Here is an 18167-nt window from a genome sequence, read left to right on the forward strand (position 1 = left end):
CTGACGCCGCGCGCAGTCGTCGGCTGCTCGGGGAGAGTCGGGCAGCGGAGGACGCGGGGGCTACGTGCCCTGAAACGGGACTGCGACTGGACGGAGGCCGCAGGCCTTCACCCCTCGGCTTCGACCTGGAACGACACGGGTTCTGCCAGTGCCCGTCGGGCGCCCTCCAGGTCCGCCATGCGCTGGGCGAGGGTTGCCCGGGCGAGGGACGCGGGCAGGGCGTCGGCGAACTTGAGCCCCTTGACGGCACGCTCGTCGATCTCCGGCAGGCACAGACGCTCGGCGGAATCCGCGACCGCCGTGCGCCACAGCGTGGGTGTCACATCGGCCCGCAGGCGGACCCAGCAGTCGTCGACCCGGTGATGGACGGAGACCGCGGTGGGCAGCGAAGCCGCGAGAGTGGCGTTGGCGCGGTGGCCGGCCCAGGTCCACCAGCGCACCTCGCCGTCGGCACGCCGGGTGATCACCGTGCCCGCCGGATCAACGGTTCCCGCCCGGACGGCGCGCGCCTCGGCAAGGGCGGCGCGGGCACGCCGGGTCAGCCGCACCGGCGGATCGGTGCCGAGCAGGACATCGCGCGCCGCACGGGTGAGGGCGGACGAGTGGATGCGCGTGGAGCCGAAGGAACTCCACTTGGCGCGCCCGCCGCCCTCGGCCGGTTCCACGAAGCACCGCCGCCGCCGGAAGTCGATGTAGGTGACGAGCCAGCTCCGTCCGGCCAGCAGCAGCTTGCGCGGGCCCTCGATCTCCTCGGTGAGCAGATCGGGATCGGTGCGCCCGATCTCGGTGCGGCCGTTGAGCACGGTGAACTCCGGCGGTGCCGTGAAGACGGCGGTGAGATTCATGAAATGCCGGTGCCCGAAGCGCCGTTCCGCCTCGGGACCGATGAACAGCAGATCACCGTCCCGGTCCAGGTAACCCTGCTCGACCAGGTGACGCACGACGGGAGCGGCGGTCCGCGGTTCGAAGGGGCTGAGGCCGTGCCACCATTCCGCCCACAGGGCGTCGCCGACCCGGTGTTCCTGGAGACACAGGGCAAGAAGTTGCTGCGCGACGATGTGCCGCGGCTCCGGAGGCGGCACCACGGGCTCGACCCATCCCCGGGACCACTGGAGCAGCAGGGCCGCGGCGGCGAGAAATCCTTCGTCGCTCACGGCGAGAAAGAGGCAGTTGCGGGTGGCGCCGGGCCGCCGCCCGGTGCGGCCGAGGCGCTGGAGAAAGGAGGCGACGGTAGCCGGGGCGTCGAGCTGAATCACCCGGTCCAGGTCGCCCACGTCGATGCCCAGCTCCAGGGTGCTGGTGGAGACGATGACACAGTCGCGTGCCTCGGCGAAGGCCGCCTCGGCACGGCGCCGCTCCGCCACGGAGAGCGAGGCATGCGACAGGAAGGTGGTGACGCCGCGCAGCCGGAGCTGCTCGCCCAGTTCCTCCACCGCACGGCGGCTCTCGCAGAAGACGAGCCGCTTCTCGCCCCGGTGCAGGGCGGCGATGACGGTGGCCGCGTTCCCCAGGGAACCCACATAGTCCAGCTCGATGTCCGGCGCGGCATCCGGCGTGCTGCCCGGTGGGCTGCCCGGTGCGGCGGCACCGGGCGGTACCCCCGGCTCGGGCGCGACGACGCGGGCGGGCCGCCGGCCGTGCCCCGATCCCTGGAGCCAGGCCAGCAGCTCCCCGGGATTGCCCACGGTCGCGGACAGCCCGACCCGCTGCAGCGGGCGCCCGGCAATCCGCTGCACACGTTCCAGGACCGCCAGCAGGTGCCATCCGCGGTCGTCCCCGGCGAAGGCGTGGACCTCGTCCACCACCACGCAGTGCAGCCCGGAGAGGAACGCCCGGTGGTCCACGTGGACGCTGACCAGCATCGCCTCCAGCGACTCCGGCGTGGTCAGCAGCACATCCGGGCGTTCGGTCAGCATCCGGCGGCGCCGGCCCGTGGCGACATCACCGTGCCACACGGCCGCGGTACGGCCCAGCCAGCCGGTGTAGGTCTCCAGCCGCGCCAGCAGGTTGTTCAGCAGTGCCCGCAGCGGACAGACGTAGAGAAGGGAGGTGCCCTGCCATCCGTGCCGCTCCGCCCGGGTCAGCAGCGGGAAGACGGCGGCCTCGGTCTTGCCTCCGGCGGTCGGCGCGAGCAGCACCGCGTCCTCGCCCGTCAGCAGCGGCGCGACGGCCTGTTCCTGCAGCGGGCGCAGGCTGCGCCAGCCCAGCGAGTTCACGATGTGGTGGCCGAGCACGGGGTCCAGCAGGTCGAAGGCCCCGCCCTCACCGGTCACGGCAGGTCCAGCTCGACGCCGTCCGCGCCCGGGGGACCGGCGGAACCCACGGAGCCCGCGGCGCTCATGGCACCGCCCGCCGCGTTGCGCTCCACCTCGCTGAGTTCGGCGGAGCCCAGGGTGAGGGAGTAGTGGCGCCGGGGGTCGAAATCCTCGAACTCGTCGACCCGGTCCAGCACATCGGCGACCAGCTTGCGCAGATAGACGCGCGGCGCGACCCCGACCCTGCCGCCGAGCCCGCCCGTGACCGCGGCGGCGAGTTCATCCACGTAGGCGTCGTCGACCCGGGCCGCGACCCGCTCCGGGTGCCGGGCCGCGCCCTGGTACACCGCACGGACGTTCCGGCCGAGCCTCCCCAGGCCGGGCAGGTCGAAGCCGGGCAGCCGGAGCTGCACGGCACGCGGCGAGTCGAACCGGGGATCGGTGGTGAAGTCGGTGGCCAGCCGCTGGGCGAGCGGGGCGAGCCGCTGCACGCCCTGCTGCCCGTCGTAGAAGGCCGGAGTGCCGGTGATGACCAGGAACAGGCCCGGGAAGCGGCCGGCGTCGATCTCGTCGAGAAGCTGGCGCAGCGCGTTGAGGGACTTCTCCCGCACGTCCCCGCGCATCCGCTGGAGCGTCTCCACCTCGTCCAGCACCAGCAGCAGACCCGGGTGTCCGCAGTCGCGTCCCACGGTGAGCAGCCCCTGCAGGAAGCCGAGGGCCCCGAAGTGGTCCAGATCGCCCCGCACCCCGGCGGCCCGCCGTGCGGAGGCGGCCACCGACCGCTGCCCGCCCAGCCAGGCGATCAACGCTTCGGCGGTGGCGCCGTCTCCGTCGGCCACCGCCCGCCGGTAGCCGCGCAGGGCGGCGGAGAAGGCGGGGGTGGTGCGGGCGACCTCGGCGAGCCGCCGCTCCATCAGCTCCTCCACCGCCGCGGCCAGCGCCGCCTCGTCACCGTCCGCCACCTCACCCGCGTCGAGGATGTCCTCCTCCAGGGTGTAGAACCAGGAGTCCACCACGGCACGCAGCGCGGAGGGCGGGTGCGTGGCGGTGGTGAGCCGCTCGGCAAGCCGCCGGTACACGGTCTCCAGCCGGTGCAGCGGGGTCTCGGTCTCCGAGATCTGCACCTCGCTGACGGCCAGCCCGGTGCGTTTGGCGCGCTCGGCCAGCCAGCGGGCGAAGAAGGTCTTGCCGGAGCCGTACTCGCCCCGTACAGCACGGAACGCGGAGCCGCCCCGGGCCACGGTGGCCAGGTCGTCGTCCAGCGCGGCGGCGAAGCGTTCCATGCCGACGGCAAACAGGTCCAGGCCCGAGCGGGGCACGGTTCCCCGCCGCAGGGCGTCGATCACATCACGGCGACGGGCGGCACTGATGTCGCGGGCGGGTGTGGTCATGACCGGTCCGCCAGGAACTGCTGCTCCAGAAGAGCCTTGTTGAGCTGGACGGTGTGCCCGGAGTCGACGAGGCCGAGCACCGGGTAGCCGTCGATGTTGAGCAGCCGCTCCAGCACGGTGGCGAACCGCTCCGGATTGCGCTGCGACTTGCCGGTCGCGGCCTGGGCCGCCGCGGCGACCGCTCCGGGGGACAGCTTGCCCCCGGCGTCCAGCAGGGCGTCGATGACGGCCGCCACGGCCTTCTCGGTCGGGGCGTGCCGCACGAACTCCCGCTGGGCGCGGAACTGCGCGGTCTGCACCACGCGTTCGCCCGTCGTGCCCAGGCCGGGCAGCATGAAGATGCCCTCACCGTGCTGCGCCGGACGCTTCCGGCCGCCGCCCGCGGCGGCCACCACCGGCGCGGCCGTCGTCGGCGCCGCCACCGGTGCCGTCGTCGGCGCTGCTGCCGGGGAGGCCCCGTCCGCCGGGCCGCCGCGCCACCAGGCCGGCGCGGTCCGCTCGCGCGGAAGGAGGGTCCAGTTCTGCGGAATCAGATCGGCGGAGGGCACCAGCCCGATCACCGGGACCGTGACCTCGGCCAGCGAGGCGCCACCGTGGTACCCCGCCTGGCGGGCGGTGTAGCGCAGATCGTCCCGCCATGCGGCGGTCAGGGCGGTGGGCCTGCCGTCCGCCGCCAGCACGCGCGGCCCGGCCAGGGCCACCTCTCCGGCCCCGGGCGCACCGGTGCGCCAGCGCGCGGACTCGGCGCCGGGCACATCGGCGGGCCGGTGGCCGTGCGGCGTGCGGTCCACCACATGCCCGTGGTCGGAGACCAGCAGCACCGGCCGGCCGTAGTCACGGGCCGCGTTCATCAGGTCGGGCAGCTTGGCCACATCCCGCAGCCGCCAGTGTGTGCGGCTGCCCTCCCGGCCGCTGGCCAGCGAGTTGTCGATGGTGTTGAGCACCACCCCGACGACCTGATCACCGGCCAGGGCGTCGAGCAGCGCGGGGGCGAGGCGGTGGCCGGGACCGCCCTCATAGCCGCCCTTGTGGAACAGCGCAGCGCTGCGATGGCGCTTCTTCCAGAAGGCCGCGAACCCGGCCTGCTCCGCCGACTGCCCGCCGGCCGTGGCCGCCCCGCTCAGCAGGGACGCCCTGCTGATCCGGGTGACCGTGGGCAGCATGGATACGGCGGCCAGCCGGCCGGGCACCCCGCCCTGCCCCGTCTTCGGCACGATCTCGGTCCACACCCGGCGGTCGAGTCCGTCGGCGAGCTGCACCGCCACCTCCGCGCTCATGCCGTCCAGCACCAGAATCAGCGGCCGGGAGTCCTTGGCGGCGAGCGGCGCGGCTGCCTTTTCCAGCACGTCCTCGATCAGCAGCGCCCCGGAGGGGGCCTGCTGGGAGGCGCCCTCGGCCCACACCGCCAGCCGCTCGGCGAACTGCTCGTCCAGCAGGCTGCGGCGTTGGCGGACCGCTCCTATCAGCCTCTCGTACGCGTGGCCCACCGCCTGATCGCGCCCGGCGTCCCCCTCGGTCAGCACGCTGACGGCCCGGTCCGCCCAGCCCCAGGACGCCAGATGTTCCCGCACCCCCTGTGCCACGGACGTCACCTGCGGCACCGGCCCGGCGAGCCAGCGCACCAGCCGCACCGCGGCGCGCGCCGCGGCCGTGGACTCGGCGTGCAGCTCGGCCAACTGGTGCTCGGTGACCCGGCGCAGCGCCGCCTCCGCGGCGGCCGGCTCGCGGCTGTCCAGGGCGTCGGCGAGCGCGTGCAGCCGGGCCCGGTAGCCGGACGGCAGCATCCGGTCGCCGCTGAGCGGCCCGGACAGATGCGCCTCCTGGGCAAGCCGGTCCGCCCGGTCCAGCACGGCCAGCACCCGGTCGCGGGCCTCCTCGCTGTGCTGTCCCGCGCCTTCGGCCTGTGCGATCCACCGGCTCAGCACCCCGTCCGCTGCCTCGGCGAACGGCGGCAGCCGGTCGTAGGACTCCAGGGCCTGCCCGAACAGGGCGCCCAGACCGAACCCGGCCGCGTTTCCCGCGTCCGCATGCAGCACGGCCGTGGCCAGCGCCCCCAGCGGCAGCGCGTCGCCGCCGCGGCCGGCGGCGGCCAGCGCGAGCAGCGTCGGGGCGGACAGCCCCACCGCCTCGGCCAGCCACCCGGTCAGGCCCTCCCGCTGGGCGGCGGGCAGGGCCGCGAACGCGGCAGGACCGGCAGAGGTGCGGGTCCAGGAGAACAGCCGGTCGGCGTCCAGGTCCAGGGTGTCGGCGGTGACGTCGCCCAGCCCCAGCCGGGCGGAGAGCAGCGCCCGCACGGCGTGGTCCCGGGTGACCACGGTGCCCGACCGGGGCCAGCCGCCGGGCGGCTCGGTGTCCAGGATGGCGTCGAGCAGCCAGGTCTCGCCCACCATCCGCGGGTCCAGGTCGGCAGCCCCGAACAGCTGCTTGACGATGTCCGCCCGGTCCACCCCGACCGGACGGCCGCGCATTGCCTGGGCCCGCAGATCCCAGCCGATCTGGTCGGCGGGCACCCGCCCGGTGACCACGAGAATCCGCTCCTCGCCCGCCTCCGCCGGCTCGGCCAGGTGCCGCTGCCAGGCGTCGGCGATGCCGAGTGCGGAGTCCTGGTCCGTGACGCGGACCCGGTGCATCCGCCCGTCCGCGCGGAGGGTGAACTCGCCGCAGTGGCCCGACTCCTCATGCACGGCGTCGACCAGCAGCAGCCGCCGCCCCTCGGCGTTCATCAGCTCCGTTTCCAGCAGCGCTTCGATGACGCGCCGGCCGACCACCGGACGCGGCGCCATCAGGTCTCCTCCCGGTCGGTCGCGAGGCCGGCCTCGAGGGAGCCGGTGTTCCCGCCGTCCCCGCCCGTCGGCACCGCACCCCAGGAGACCTCCACGGCCACCCCGGGATGGGCGGCGAGGAACGCACTGATCTCGCCCTGCACCGCGGCCAGCTCGGCTGCCAGGAGCGATTCGGCCTCGGTAAGCCCGCCCTCCGCGGCACCCGGCCGGATCACCCGGCGACGCCCGCCGGCCGGGCCCGCCCCGGACCGCGGCGTGCCGCCCCAGCCGTCCCCCTCCCCGTAGCCGTTGCCGCCGGCCGGGCCGGGCCGGTGCCCGGCGCCGGGTTCCGGACTCCGGGCCGGAAGCACCGGGTCGGCGTGCTCGCCGAGCGAGACGCCATCGGCACCGGCCTCCCGTGCCGGTGTCGGAACCAGCGGGGCGGCCCGCTCCACCCTCAGCGCCGCGTTGACGATCTCCATGCCGGTCTCCCGGATCGTGCCCAGCACGGGTGCCAGCGCACGTTCGTTCTCCGGGGCACGCGCCGTCCGCCGCACCTGGCCGAGCAGCCGCCGGGCCCGGTCCCCCACGCTGTCGTCCCGGCCGGCCAGGCCCCGGACGCTGCGCAGCATCTGCCAGTCCGCGTCGTCCAGCGCCTCCAGCACCGCGGGCGCCGAGGAGAGAGTGGTGGCCAGCACCTTGTCCTCGACCGTCCGGGGCGCCGCCGCCAGCGCCCGCACCAGGGCCGTGTTGTCAGTGCGGTGCCGGGTCAGGCGGGCGAGCAGTGCCGCGGCGTCGCGCAGCAGGGCCAGACGCGGGGCAGACCCGTCCGCACCCCCACGGCCGTCGCCACGGCCGCCAACATGAACGTCGTCATCTGCCCCGTCGAGGCCGAGCAGGGCCGCGTGGCGCTCCAGCGCGGCGCGGATGCCCACCACGGCCGGCTCGCACTGCTCGGCACGCAGCCGCACCTGCTGGGCGAGCCCGTTGACGTTGCGGGCGAACAGCGCCGGCTGCGAGCGGATGCCGAACAGCTGGGCCGCGCGCTCGCGGGCGGTCGCGTACTCCTCCTCGGCCGGCATGGGCTGCGAGCGCAGCGCCCAGCCCGGCCCGATGGCGTTCAGATCGGGCGCCGCCACATCCGGGCTGGAGTGCAGCACCCAGGCACGGTCGTCCAGCAGGGCGTAGACGGCGATCAGCAGGTTGGCGGTCAGCTTGTCCAGCCCGGTCCAGCCGATGTCGCCGGCGATCCAGCCGCGGATGTCCTCCACCGCCAGGTCCCCGGTCTCGCCGTGCCTGGCGGCGGCCTGGTTGATACGGGTGCGCCAGTCGCTGCGCAGCACCAGCGGACCGTCGTGCACCGTGCCGATCTCCATCGGCTCGACGATCCGCTTGACCTGGCGGAGCTGGTGGCTCTCCACCTCCACTCGACCGCCACCGTCCACGGCCCGGGTGACCCACTCCAGCGCGGTCCGCAGCTCCGCGGGCGTGACCGCCTTGAGCTGTCCCTTCGCGTCCGGGCCGAAGTCGGGGTGCTTGGGGTGCACGGCCGAGAACAGGCCGTCGGCCAGGTGCACCGCGTTGTCCAGGAACGACTTGCCGGCCTGCGGCTGCGGGCGCGGGAACTCCGGCTGGAGGGACAGCAGGTGCCGACCTTCGGTGACCTCCACGGCCACCGACCCGTCCTGCACGGCGGCGATCCCGTACACCTCGCCCAGGGCATCGGTGAGGATCTTGGTCAGGGTGTCACGGCCGAATTCGAGCTGGCGGCGGATCTTCACCCGGTCGTCGGGCGGGAAGTTCCCGGTGTAGTCGGCGAGCCGGTCCCGCTCCAGCAGGAAGTTGATCCGCATCAGCCGGCCGAGCTGGGCGTTGCGCTGCTCGGAGAAGAAGTGCGGCAGCCAGACCAGGGTCTGGGACACCTGCCCGCTGGTACGGAGCTGCTCCACCCGCTGGAAGTCGTCGCTGGGGAAGGCGTCGCTGTCGTCGAAGGGGTAGTCCAGCACGAAGCGGATATTGCCCGGGGCGGACACGGCGAACTGCTCGTCGGGCAGGCTGGACCGGTCACGGACATTGCCGAACACGAACTCCGCGGTGCGCCGGGTGCCGCGCCAGACGATCTCCCGCTCCGAGACGAACTGGGTGTCCGTGACGCCGAACGCCGCCCACAGCCGGTCCCGGATCCACAGGCGGCGCACGCCCGCCTTGTCCTCCTCGGCAACGGCGTCCAGCAGCGGCTCGATGTCGAGGTCGGTGAGGTGCAGCGAGAACACCGGGTCGGCCTCGCCGTCGGCCCGCACCTCGGTGGGGAACTCCGCCTGCAGCTCCCGCATCCGGCGGATCACCACATGCCCCGCGGGCACCGTCCGGGACCGCACCGAACCGTGGTTCAGCGCGGCCAGCCGGGCGCCGGTCAGCCGCCGCAGCGCCGGCACATCCGGGGCCAGCGCGCCGAGCAGCAGCGTCTTGACGAACAGGTCGTCCGCCAGGAAGTCGGGGTGGGACTCGGAGCGGTACTTGGCCAGCAGCCAGGCGCGGGCCTTGGTGTAGAAGCGCTGCGCCGCCTCGGAGTCGTTGTGCAGCCGGTCGGTGAAGGCGGCTCCGGTGCCGTCCACCAGCACGTCCCACAGGTCGCCGAGCGGGATGAGCCGGCCGACCCTGGTGTCCGCGTTCTTCTCCAGGAGCTGCTGCACCAGCTTCAGGCCGGTGCGCTCGCGCTGCAGCGCGCCGGAGAGCGCGACCAGCACGTTCAGCAGGGCCGGCGAGAGCGGGTAGACCGCCCGGAAGTCGGCCCAGCCGGCGTGCGTGGCGCCCTCGCCGTCCAGCAGGACGTCCTTGACCTGCTGCTGGAACTTCTCCGCGCCCGCGAAGGCCGACTCAAGAGCCTGCTCCCGGCCGGGGCGGGGCTTGAGCACCCGCTCCTTGATGATCTCCGGCAGGTTGCGGTCCTCCAGGTTGATCAGGGTGAACCGCTCCTCCAGGTACTCCAGCGCCTTTTCCATGTTCTTGACGTCGGAGCCGAGGATGTCCGCGCCGATGAGCTGGGACAGATCCCGCTGCCGGGAGACGAAGGAGATGACCGGCACCGGGCGGTCTGCCTCGCCCGACTCGATCAGCTTGACCAGCTTCATGATCTCGTCGTTGACGAAGGTCCGGTCCCGCATGTGCGCCTGGAGCCACAGGATCAGCTCGTCCAGGAACAGCACCAGGCCGTCGTAGCCCAGGGACGCGGCGTGCCGGCTCATGGCGGCCAGGCCGTTCTCCAGCGGCACATAGGCCGCGGCGTCGCCGCGCACGCTGTTCGCGTAGGACTTCATGGGGCCGCTGACCAGCGCGGAGACCAGCCGGTCGCGCAGCGGGTCGCCGGCGGGCGCGGCAAAGGCGCGGTCCAGGTCCTCGGCGGACCAGGACACCGCCTCCACCCAGCCGATCGGCCGCAGCTCGTCCAGCTCGTCCAGCTCGTCGCCGGAGCCGGCCGAGGAGGCGGCGGCGCTCGCCGTGTTCGCGGTGCTCGCGACATTCGCGGCGGCGTTCAGCAGGCGGGTGAACGCCTCGTCGCCGAGCTGCTCGCGCAGGCCACGGGCGTCGGCGAGCATGGCATCGGACCGGAAGACGGGAGGGGTGGGTGCGTCGGGGTGCAGCTTGCGGACGGTGGAGACATAGCCGCCGAGCAGCGCCGAGTCCAGGTTGGCCGCTCCCACCAGGTGGTAGGGCACCATGAGGAACCGCTTGCCGGGCAGCCAGTCCTGGTGCTCGGCGATCACCTCGCGCAGCCGGGGCTTGCCGAGCACCGCGGGTTCCCCGTTCAGGACCGCGTGCAGCACGGAGAGGAAGTGGCTCTTACCGGACCCGAAGGAGCCGTGCAGATAGGCGGCGTAGGACGCCCCCTTGCGGAGGGAGCCGCGCACCATGCCGAGCGCCGCCGAGAACTGGTCGGCGAGCTGGGGAGTGACCACATACTCCTCGATGCGCCGGCCGAGCTCGTCGGCGGAGCCGAAGCCGCCGGACAGCTCGACCTTGAAGTCTCCCGCGCGCATGTCCTCCTTGATGTCGAGGACATCCCTGAGCACCATGCCGTCGCCGACCGCCATGTGCCTGTCTCACTCCCCGTCGCCTCGGGACCTGCCGTCACGGGCCGCCCGCCCGTGCCACGGGCACCGCGCCACCCGCGGCATCCCATCCTGCCAGCATGCGCCGACGGCGGTCCGCCCGTGACGTCATCGTTGCGCAGCGCAACGCGCGGGGCCGACCGCTATGCACCTTTGGCCTGCTTTGTCGACCGGTGATGCCACCGGCTCACGGTCTCTGGACTGCCATGCTGGGTGCCCGGCCCCATCCGAATTGGGCGTGTGCGCGGCCGGCGGCGATGTGGGCGAGGGCTGCCGCGTGGTAGGGGACGGTGTTCTCGGGAATCGCGTCGAGGTCGTACCAGCCGATGCCTGCGCATTTGTGGGGTTCGGCGTTGTGGGGTTCGCCCTCCCAGGATGTGGCGCGGTAGAAGACGCCGAGGCGCGGTTCTTCCCCGGGCGCCCGGTGGTCGATGAAGTGGACCAGCTCCAGGTGCTCGGGGCGGACCCGGACGCCGATCTCCTCCAGCCCTTCGCGGGCGGCTCCCTCGTCGGTCGGCTCACCGGCTTCGAGGTGGCCGCTGGGGACCTGCCACAGTCCGGAGGCGTATCCGCCCCGGCGCAGGGTCAGGAAGACCTGGCGGTCGCGGACGAGGAGAAGGTGGACGTCACAGATGCGGCGGTGACGTGCGGTGGAGAGGGAGGCCACGGTGATGAGCGCTTTCGTATGGGGTTGGTGAGGCTCCGATTATGGCCACGCCCGGTGATCGGGAACGGCCATGGTCCCCCACATGGCGGGCGGTGGTCAGGACGGCTCGGTGCGCAGGAACTCCTGGGCTGCCTCCAGCTGTCGGCGGGCGGTGGCGGCGATGCGGCGGGGCAGTCGGGAGAAGAATTCGGCGTGCACGGTGCGGGTCCTCTTCTCCCAGCTCCAGGTGCCGACGATCCGTCCGGCGACGGTGATGGCCGCGCGGACCTCTCCAATGGGGTTGAAGGCACGTGCGGTGTGCGCGGGGTCGTGGTAGCGGGCGCGGGTGGTGAAGTAGCCCTTGCACGTGGGGTCCTCGAAGGCCAGCAGCCGGACGTGATCGTGAGGCAGCGGTGGCGTGGCGCGGATCCGGTCCAGGTCCTCGCTCAGGACGAGCAGGGTCTCCGGCAGGCCCGCCACCCGCACGGGGGTGATCTCGCGGCGGATCGCCGCCAGGGCGGGGGTGATCTCGGAGCGGGTGAGCCCGGACCACCACAGCAGGTCGCTCTCGGCGGCGGGGCCGTAGGCGCGCAGGTAGCGGCGGACCAGAGCGACGGTCGCCGTCGCCGGTTCGGTGGCATTGAGGGTGAGACCGGGATGGAAGTGTTCCAGGAGGGCGAACTGCCGCTGCTCGCGGTGGAGGGAGGAAGCTGTGTTCCGGCACGTGAGGTGCCCGGCCTCCCAGGCCCATTTGATGCCGAGCCGGGCGGCCTCGATGCCGGCTGCGGGGTTCTGCTTGGCCAGGCGTGCGGTCAGGTCGCGGTAGCCGAGGGGGCCGCCGGCCAGGGCCTCCCGTGCCCGGTCGGCCCACAGACGGAGATCCTTGCCGGTGAGACCGTGGCGCCGGCCGGTCGCCGCGGTGGCACCCAGCCGCAGTCGCAGCGAAGCCGTGTGGGCGTCGGCGGCCTGGTCGAGGGGCCACAGGTGGAGGGTGCGGCGCATGCACCGCACCTTCAGCAGCGTGCCGCCCGGCGCGAGTGCCTGGCGGAGCTGTGCCGGGGAGAAGGTGCCGGCGAAGCGCGAGTAGGCCGTGACGTAGGGGGTCAGCAGCCGGGCCGCGTGCAGGCCCGCCTGGGCTCCGGCGAGCCCTGGAAGGTCGCGGGGTGCGGGGCCGGTGCCCCAGCCGTGGCGGTTGGCGACGGCTGCGCGCTCGACGGCCGCGGGCAGGACTGGTACCGGGGTCACTGCGATTCGCTCCTCGTGCGCTCTGCGGTGCGGCCGTGGCCGGTGGGCCGCGAGGAGCTTTGAGCGTAGTGCTCACGGTCAGGCTCCGGGGGCGGAAGTGGGAACCCGGTGCCGGTCGGGCCACAGCTCGTCGACCATTCCGGCGAGCTCCCGATAACCCGCCTCGACTTCGGCGAACTGGTCGGGGGTGCCCCACCAGTGCTTGTGGTTGTGGTGGATGTGGTACTGGGCCCAGTCGCCGTCCCAGCCCGGCCGGCTGCTGGTCCCGTGAAGGTCGAATTCGGCCGGGTGATCGTAGACGTAGGTGCCCGGCAGCGGCACGAAACGGAAGAGTGACACCCGTTCGATCCCGGGGGCGAGTTCGGCGAGGAGGTCCATGGTCTCCCGGGTGCTGGCGCGGTCCTCGCCGGGGTAGCCGTGGATGAGGAAGAGCTTGACGTGCATGCCGGCGTTCCTGGTCCAGCGCACGGCACGCCGGATGTGGTCGGGGGTGATGTTCTTCCGCATCGCCCTCAGGATGCGCGGGCTGCCGGACTCCATGCCGTACTTGACCTCCAGGCAGCCGGCGGCGGCCATGTCCCCCAGCAGGGCCTCGTCCACGGTGTCGACGCGGGAGAGTGCGGACCATTTCAGACCCAGGTCGGCGATGCCGGTACAGATGTCGCGGACCTTGCGCTTGTTGACGATGAAGTTGTCGTCGACGATCGCGAAGCCCTCGATGCCGTACCGCTCGATCATGTCCACCAGCTCCCGCCGGGCACCGGCACCGGACCGGTACTGGATGCGGGTCTGAGCCGCGGCGCAGAACCGGCAGGGGAAGGGGCAGCCCCGGCTGAACATCACGTGGGCCATGCGCAGATCGGTGGTGCTGAGCCGGTCGCTCATCACCAGGTCCTCTGGCGGCAGCAGATGGCGGGCCGGCAGCGGCAGTGCGTCGATGTCCTTCAGCAGAGTCCTCGGCCGCGTCCGGACGGCCTCGCCGCCGCGGAGGTGGCACAGGCCGGGGATGTCGGCGAAGCGCCGCGTGCGGGCCTGGGCGATCAGCTCGCGGAAGGTCTCCTCGCCCTCTCCGATGCCGACCGCGTGCGGCTCGATGTCCCGCAGGGTCTGTTCGGGATAGAAGTTCGGGTGCACCCCGCCGACCAGGATCAGCGGGTCTCCGTCGTAGCGGCTCTGCAGGCGGCAGTCCCGGATGATCCCGTAGGTCGCCGAGGACGGGATGGTGAAGGCCACGACGTCGTACCCGGTGAAGTCCCGGACGTGATCGCTGCCGCTGACCTTGACCACCCGCACGTCATGGCCGTCCGCCTCGGCCACGGCGGCCAGGTACAGCACTCCGAAGGGAGGGAATTCCTTGCGGTTCTCCTTGAACCGCGCGAGATCGAGAACCTCTGGATAGACGAGAGCGATCCGCATGGCCGCCTCCGGTGTCCGAATCCGCGTGCGTGGGCAGGCCGGCGCCCCGCCCGCTGTCCGGGGCGCCACGCGCGGAGGTGACCGCTTGACCCCACGCGCTTCCCGCCGACGGCGTGTCGCCGGCCTCCAGCGGGCTGCCGCCTCTGCCAGGACACCGCACCGCACGACCGTCCGAAAGGGGCGCGTGCAGCATCCGCGAGCTGTGAGCGCACCACGCACACCCCCTGGGCGCGCCGTGGCGCGGTGGGCCGCGCGGGCGCGGCCGGCCGACACGGTGTGACGGAACGAGACCAGGCGCACGACGCGCCCCTCCGGCCGCTCGCCGATGCGCTGCGCCAGGCCCCGGCCGGCCACCGGCTCGCCCGAAACGGACCGCCACGGCTCCTCTTCCGGCCGAACCAAGCGGTGGCCGCTTCACGCGCGTACTGCCACGCGTGCCACGCACCAAGGGGCGGGCGGCCCGCACGGACCGCCCGCCCGGCGCCACTCGTGGGCTACTCGGCGGCTGTCTTCCGGCGTCCGCCGCGCGACTTCTTCTCCGGCCGCCAGGAGCGCAGATCCGCCACCGACAAACCGCACTCCATCAGCCGGGTGTCGAGCACGGACTGGAACTCCTCGGCCGGGTTGCCGCCCCACTCCTCGTCGTACTCGCCGTACCACTGGCGGACCCAGGGCAGCACCTCGTGGAGCCCGGCGAGGAGGGGAACGAACCGGGGGTCGTCCTTCGGCCAGCCGTCGTGCTCGATCCGGTCATTGATCAGGTTGACCAGCGCGGCGGCCTGATCCCGGTGGTTCCACCCGGCCCAGCCGAGCAGCAGCGAACCATCCGCGTCGGGACTGGCGCCGGGGTAGGAGATGAACCGCTCCTTGGGGACGTCCAGCTTGCCCCGGTTCGACCAGTAGGAGTGCTTCAGGAAATCCGCGCCGGTGTACTTCGGCGGCACCGGGATGTCGAGCCGCTCACCCGTCTCGTCCTCCTGCCGCTGCATCTCCCACACCCGCTCCCACTGTTCGCGCTTGCGCAGCCCGGACTCCTTGCAGCGCAGGGCGGCGAGATGCGGAACGTGCTCGGCGGCGGTCACCTCGGCCAGCACGGTGGCGAGGGAAGCGTCCCGGTCGTCGAGGTGGTCGGCGGCATAGAGCGCGGCAACGGACTGCACGTCCTTGTCGTGGCGCAGGGCGTCGGCGAGCTGGTTCACGGTGAGCACGCGGGGCGTGACGAACTCGTCGCGTTCCTCGAACCACAGATCCTCGCGCTCGGCCGCGTCCAGCAGCCAGGCGCGCAGCGCGGCGGCCTCCCGCTTCTTCCACGGTTCGAGCGACCACCGCCGCTTGTACTCGGGGCGCTCGATCAGCCGGATGTCCTTGTTGTCCTCGATCAGCTTGATCCGCGCCTCGACCACCCTGCGGTACGCCTCCGGCCACTCCGCCGGAACCTCGGTGACCGGCGTGGACCCATGCCGCTCGAACCAGGCCGTCTCGGCCCCTTCGTCCCGCATCCTGCGGGCCAGCACGATCTCGAACGCCCGCTGCCCGAGGGCCACGGCCGGCAGCTCGGCATCGGTCAGATCCGCCGGATCACCCGGCAGCGTCGTCCGCACCACCTCCTCGGCGGTGAGCAACCCGTAGGAGCCGTAGACCGTCCAGTCCAGCTCCTCCTGCAACGCGATCATCCGCGCCCGGACGCGCTCCTGCACGGCACGGGCCTCGTCCAGCGCGGCCCGCGTGGGCGTCCCCGAACCGGTGACCGCACTGGGCTCATGCGCGGCGAACTCCTGCGCAAGCGCATCCAACTCCCGCCCGAGGGCAAGCGGCAGCTCCGCAGGCAGCGGAAACTCCTGAAGCTTCGTCCCGGTGAACTCAAAGAACCGCTCCCATTCCTGCGACTTGAAACCTTCGTTCACCCCCTGGCTTCCCTTGTCGTGACAGACCTGCTTCAACCAGAAACACGCCGCCGACGAGTTCAGCACCCCCAGCAACTCCAGGTGCTGCTCCTCCGTCGCCCCTTCCGGCAGCTTGATCACCGGCGCAGAACGGTTGAATACCTTTCCACCCCGATCCAGCACGAAGTGATTATGCGTCGCAATAAAGGAGAAGGGGATCACCAGAGGCGCGCGGTAACGTTTTGAGAAGAACATTGAGTACTCGTACCACTTCAAACCGCGTTCGAGCTGCGTCTTTCCGTATGCAACACGCTCTCGCAGGACCACACGGTAAGGCCAAAGGAACCGCTTAGCAGGAAGTGAGCCAAGAGCCATCAAGGTGGATTCTTCATAAGGCCACAAGCTGACGGTAGGCTCGTTGATGCAAAAATCGCGGACTGAATCACCTTCTACCAGCGGCCGCTGGCTAACCGAATCAATATTGGCCCGCCGCAGTGCGCCTGCACCCACCATGTAGGCACTGTCTTCACGAGTCACAGCTCCGAAGCCGATCTCCGCTTTGAGCGTAGAGATTTTTCGCGAAAGTTCCTGTAGTTTCCCTTGTAGGTCTTCCGCGCCACCTCCATGGAGCGACCATGGATGCTTGGAAAAGGTCACCCTTTCTGCATCGCTTACGCTAATCCACTGCGATTCAGACCCGGGAGCCCAGACTTGCTTCTCAATGGCGAGCCAAACAGGGCCTCGTTCTCCCTCTGAAGGAATCGTCGTTTCACCACGAATACCGAGAACCGCCCGGATGCGACTTGCTTGCCGCGCCGACTGATTCCGGCCAGCCAGAATGACGGTCGGAGTGCCGTGCCCAGGAATATAGGCCCCGGAAGTGTCGATGATGTGTGTAAGTTCCACTCCAGCGAAGGTCGTCACCCTTTTAGTTTGAGGATCCTTATATGGAATACCTCCGTGAAAGAATGACTCGATAAGCACTCTCCCGAACTCTCGCTTCATGAATCCGTTCGAGGTAATCTGCCCAGTGAAGCCGCCGTCACGCCGGTTACTGTCTGCTCGAATTGCCAACTCAAAGACACGTTGCGCAAAGGGAACGGAGAGTTGATATTGACGTGAGCAAGCGAAGTAGGCATAGCGGTAGTTTTCGTTCTCCTGCTTGTCCTTGACCGTGATATACGGCGGGTTGGCCACGACGACGTGGTAGGAGCCCCTGCCCAGGAGATCGATACTGTCGTTGTATTCCTGCACGTCCTCCGTGCGGTAGGTGAAGACCTCGCGTTCGGCATCGTCCAGGGTCGGGTCGGTGCCGCGTCCGGCTTCCCGGCCGTGGAGGAGGGAGTCGCCCGCCGCGACGCGGATAGGCAGTTCCGGCGCCCGGGACAGCTCGCGCACGCCGCATGCCTTGAGCGCGGCCACCAGCAGGCGGAAACGGGCGATAGCGACGGCGAAGGGGTTCTTGTCCACGCCGTGGACGGATTCCAGTACCCGGCGCACGTGCGCCCAGTCTTCCGCGCCGGGTTCGGCTTCCCGCCACTTGGCGAGCAGCCGCTCGAAGAGACCGAGCAGGAAGTGACCGGAGCCGCAGGCGGGGTCGATGCAGCGGAGGCCGCGTGGCGGCTCGTCTCCCGTCCAGCCTTTCGGCTTGTGCTTCCACTCCGGGTCCAGGCCGAATTCCTCGACGGCCGGTTCCAGCGTCAGGTCGAGGATGAATTCCTCGACGAACTCCGGGGTCTGCAACAGGGCGTAGGTCTTGCGGGCGTGCTCGCTGAGGTCCTGGTACAGGTCGCCCAGGAAGCGGGTGTCCAGCTCCGGGTCCGTGAAGTTGTAGCGAACCTCGCCGTCCGCGCCACGCTCACGCCAGAAGGCCAGCAGCCCGGTGGCACCCTCGTAGGAGGGCATGACTTCCCACAGCGGGTTGTGAGTCTTGTCGAAGAGCTGGCCGGCGATGGTCGGGTGCGCGCGTGCCAGCGCTTCGAAGGACTCCACCAGCCAGTCGCGGTCGTTCTTCTCCGGGTGCTTGCGGAAGTAGGCGTCGTGACGGTCCTGGGCCTCCGCCAGCCGGTCGCCGGGGCCGGAGAGCCAGGCGTCGGGGATCAGGCCGTTGTCCTCGCAGAAGCGGACGAACACGCAGGCCAGGACCCAGGCAGCAGCGACCTGGACCAGCCGGTCCTCCCGCCACGTCTCGTACGTCACGCCGGTGCGTTCGGCCTGCTGGGCCGCCTGGTACTCGGCACGCAGCTCCTCACCGACCGCTTCTGTCTCCGTTTGCCTCCGCAGGTCGTCCGTCAGCGCAGTGACCTGCTTCTGCAAGTCTTTGAGCAGCGCCGCCTTGTCCAGCGACGCGGACGCGACCGGCGTAGCAGATGACATCGGCAAGACCTCTTTCCGCCCCAGGGTGCCCCTTGCGGCGTGCCCGCAGGCACGCCGGTCCCATCCTGCCAGCCCGGCGGGTGC

Annotated in this window: 8 protein-coding genes; all 8 read right to left on the reverse strand. The window is 71.5% G+C overall.

The genetic code is table 11. The annotated features are described in order from the left end of the window. Window positions 1-107: 107 nt before the first annotated feature. The 8 genes from GQS09_RS04050 to pglX all read right to left on the reverse strand — a co-directional run bounded on the left by GQS09_RS04050 (window position 108) and on the right by pglX (window position 18083). The gene (locus GQS09_RS04050; RefSeq protein ID WP_165984580.1) at window positions 108-2273 is read right to left on the reverse strand and encodes a DEAD/DEAH box helicase; all 2166 of its coding nucleotides are present in this window, start codon (window positions 2271-2273) and stop codon (window positions 108-110) included. After that, window positions 2270-3646, reverse strand: a complete 1377-nt coding sequence (brxD, locus tag GQS09_RS04055) for a BREX system ATP-binding protein BrxD (protein WP_165984581.1) — start codon at window positions 3644-3646, stop codon at window positions 2270-2272. The genes GQS09_RS04050 and brxD overlap by 4 nt, the downstream gene beginning before the upstream one ends. Further along, window positions 3643-6429, reverse strand: coding sequence for a BREX-2 system phosphatase PglZ (pglZ, locus tag GQS09_RS04060; RefSeq protein ID WP_165984582.1), 2787 nt, complete (start codon window positions 6427-6429; stop codon window positions 3643-3645). Before pglZ ends, brxD begins: the two co-directional genes overlap by 4 nt. After that, a complete protein-coding gene (locus GQS09_RS04065) occupies window positions 6429-10499 on the reverse strand; it encodes a hypothetical protein (protein WP_165984583.1) in 4071 nt (1356 codons plus the stop codon). The genes pglZ and GQS09_RS04065 overlap by 1 nt, the downstream gene beginning before the upstream one ends. Before the next feature lie 205 nt (window positions 10500-10704). Continuing rightward, window positions 10705-11184 carry an NUDIX domain-containing protein gene (locus GQS09_RS04070; RefSeq protein ID WP_093840848.1) on the reverse strand — a complete coding sequence of 160 codons (480 nt, stop codon included), beginning with the start codon at window positions 11182-11184 and terminating at the stop codon, window positions 10705-10707. Between the two features lie 96 nt (window positions 11185-11280). After that, window positions 11281-12408, reverse strand: a complete 1128-nt coding sequence (locus tag GQS09_RS04075; RefSeq protein ID WP_165984584.1) for a DNA glycosylase AlkZ-like family protein — start codon at window positions 12406-12408, stop codon at window positions 11281-11283. Window positions 12409-12486: 78 nt separating this feature from the next. Beyond that, a complete protein-coding gene (locus GQS09_RS04080) occupies window positions 12487-13824 on the reverse strand; it encodes a B12-binding domain-containing radical SAM protein (protein WP_093840846.1) in 1338 nt (445 codons plus the stop codon). Between the two features lie 494 nt (window positions 13825-14318). Beyond that, window positions 14319-18083, reverse strand: coding sequence for a BREX-2 system adenine-specific DNA-methyltransferase PglX (gene pglX / locus GQS09_RS04085; RefSeq protein WP_165984585.1), 3765 nt, complete (start codon window positions 18081-18083; stop codon window positions 14319-14321). Window positions 18084-18167 lie beyond the last annotated feature (84 nt).

The organism is Streptomyces sp. YIM 98790 (assembly GCF_011421595.1).
Classification (GTDB): domain Bacteria; phylum Actinomycetota; class Actinomycetes; order Streptomycetales; family Streptomycetaceae; genus Streptomyces.

What these genes read in the sequence shown, in the direction of transcription:
- brxD (WP_165984581.1), bottom strand. Translation starts at nt 3,646, where the DNA reads ATGACCACACCCGCCCGCGACATCAGTGCCGCCCGTCGCCGTGATGTG.
- pglZ (WP_165984582.1), bottom strand. Translation starts at nt 6,429, where the DNA reads ATGGCGCCGCGTCCGGTGGTCGGCCGGCGCGTCATCGAAGCGCTGCTG.
- GQS09_RS04065 (WP_165984583.1), bottom strand. Translation starts at nt 10,499, where the DNA reads ATGGCGGTCGGCGACGGCATGGTGCTCAGGGATGTCCTCGACATCAAG.
- GQS09_RS04080 (WP_093840846.1), bottom strand. Translation starts at nt 13,824, where the DNA reads ATGCGGATCGCTCTCGTCTATCCAGAGGTTCTCGATCTCGCGCGGTTC.
- pglX (WP_165984585.1), bottom strand. Translation starts at nt 18,083, where the DNA reads ATGTCATCTGCTACGCCGGTCGCGTCCGCGTCGCTGGACAAGGCGGCG.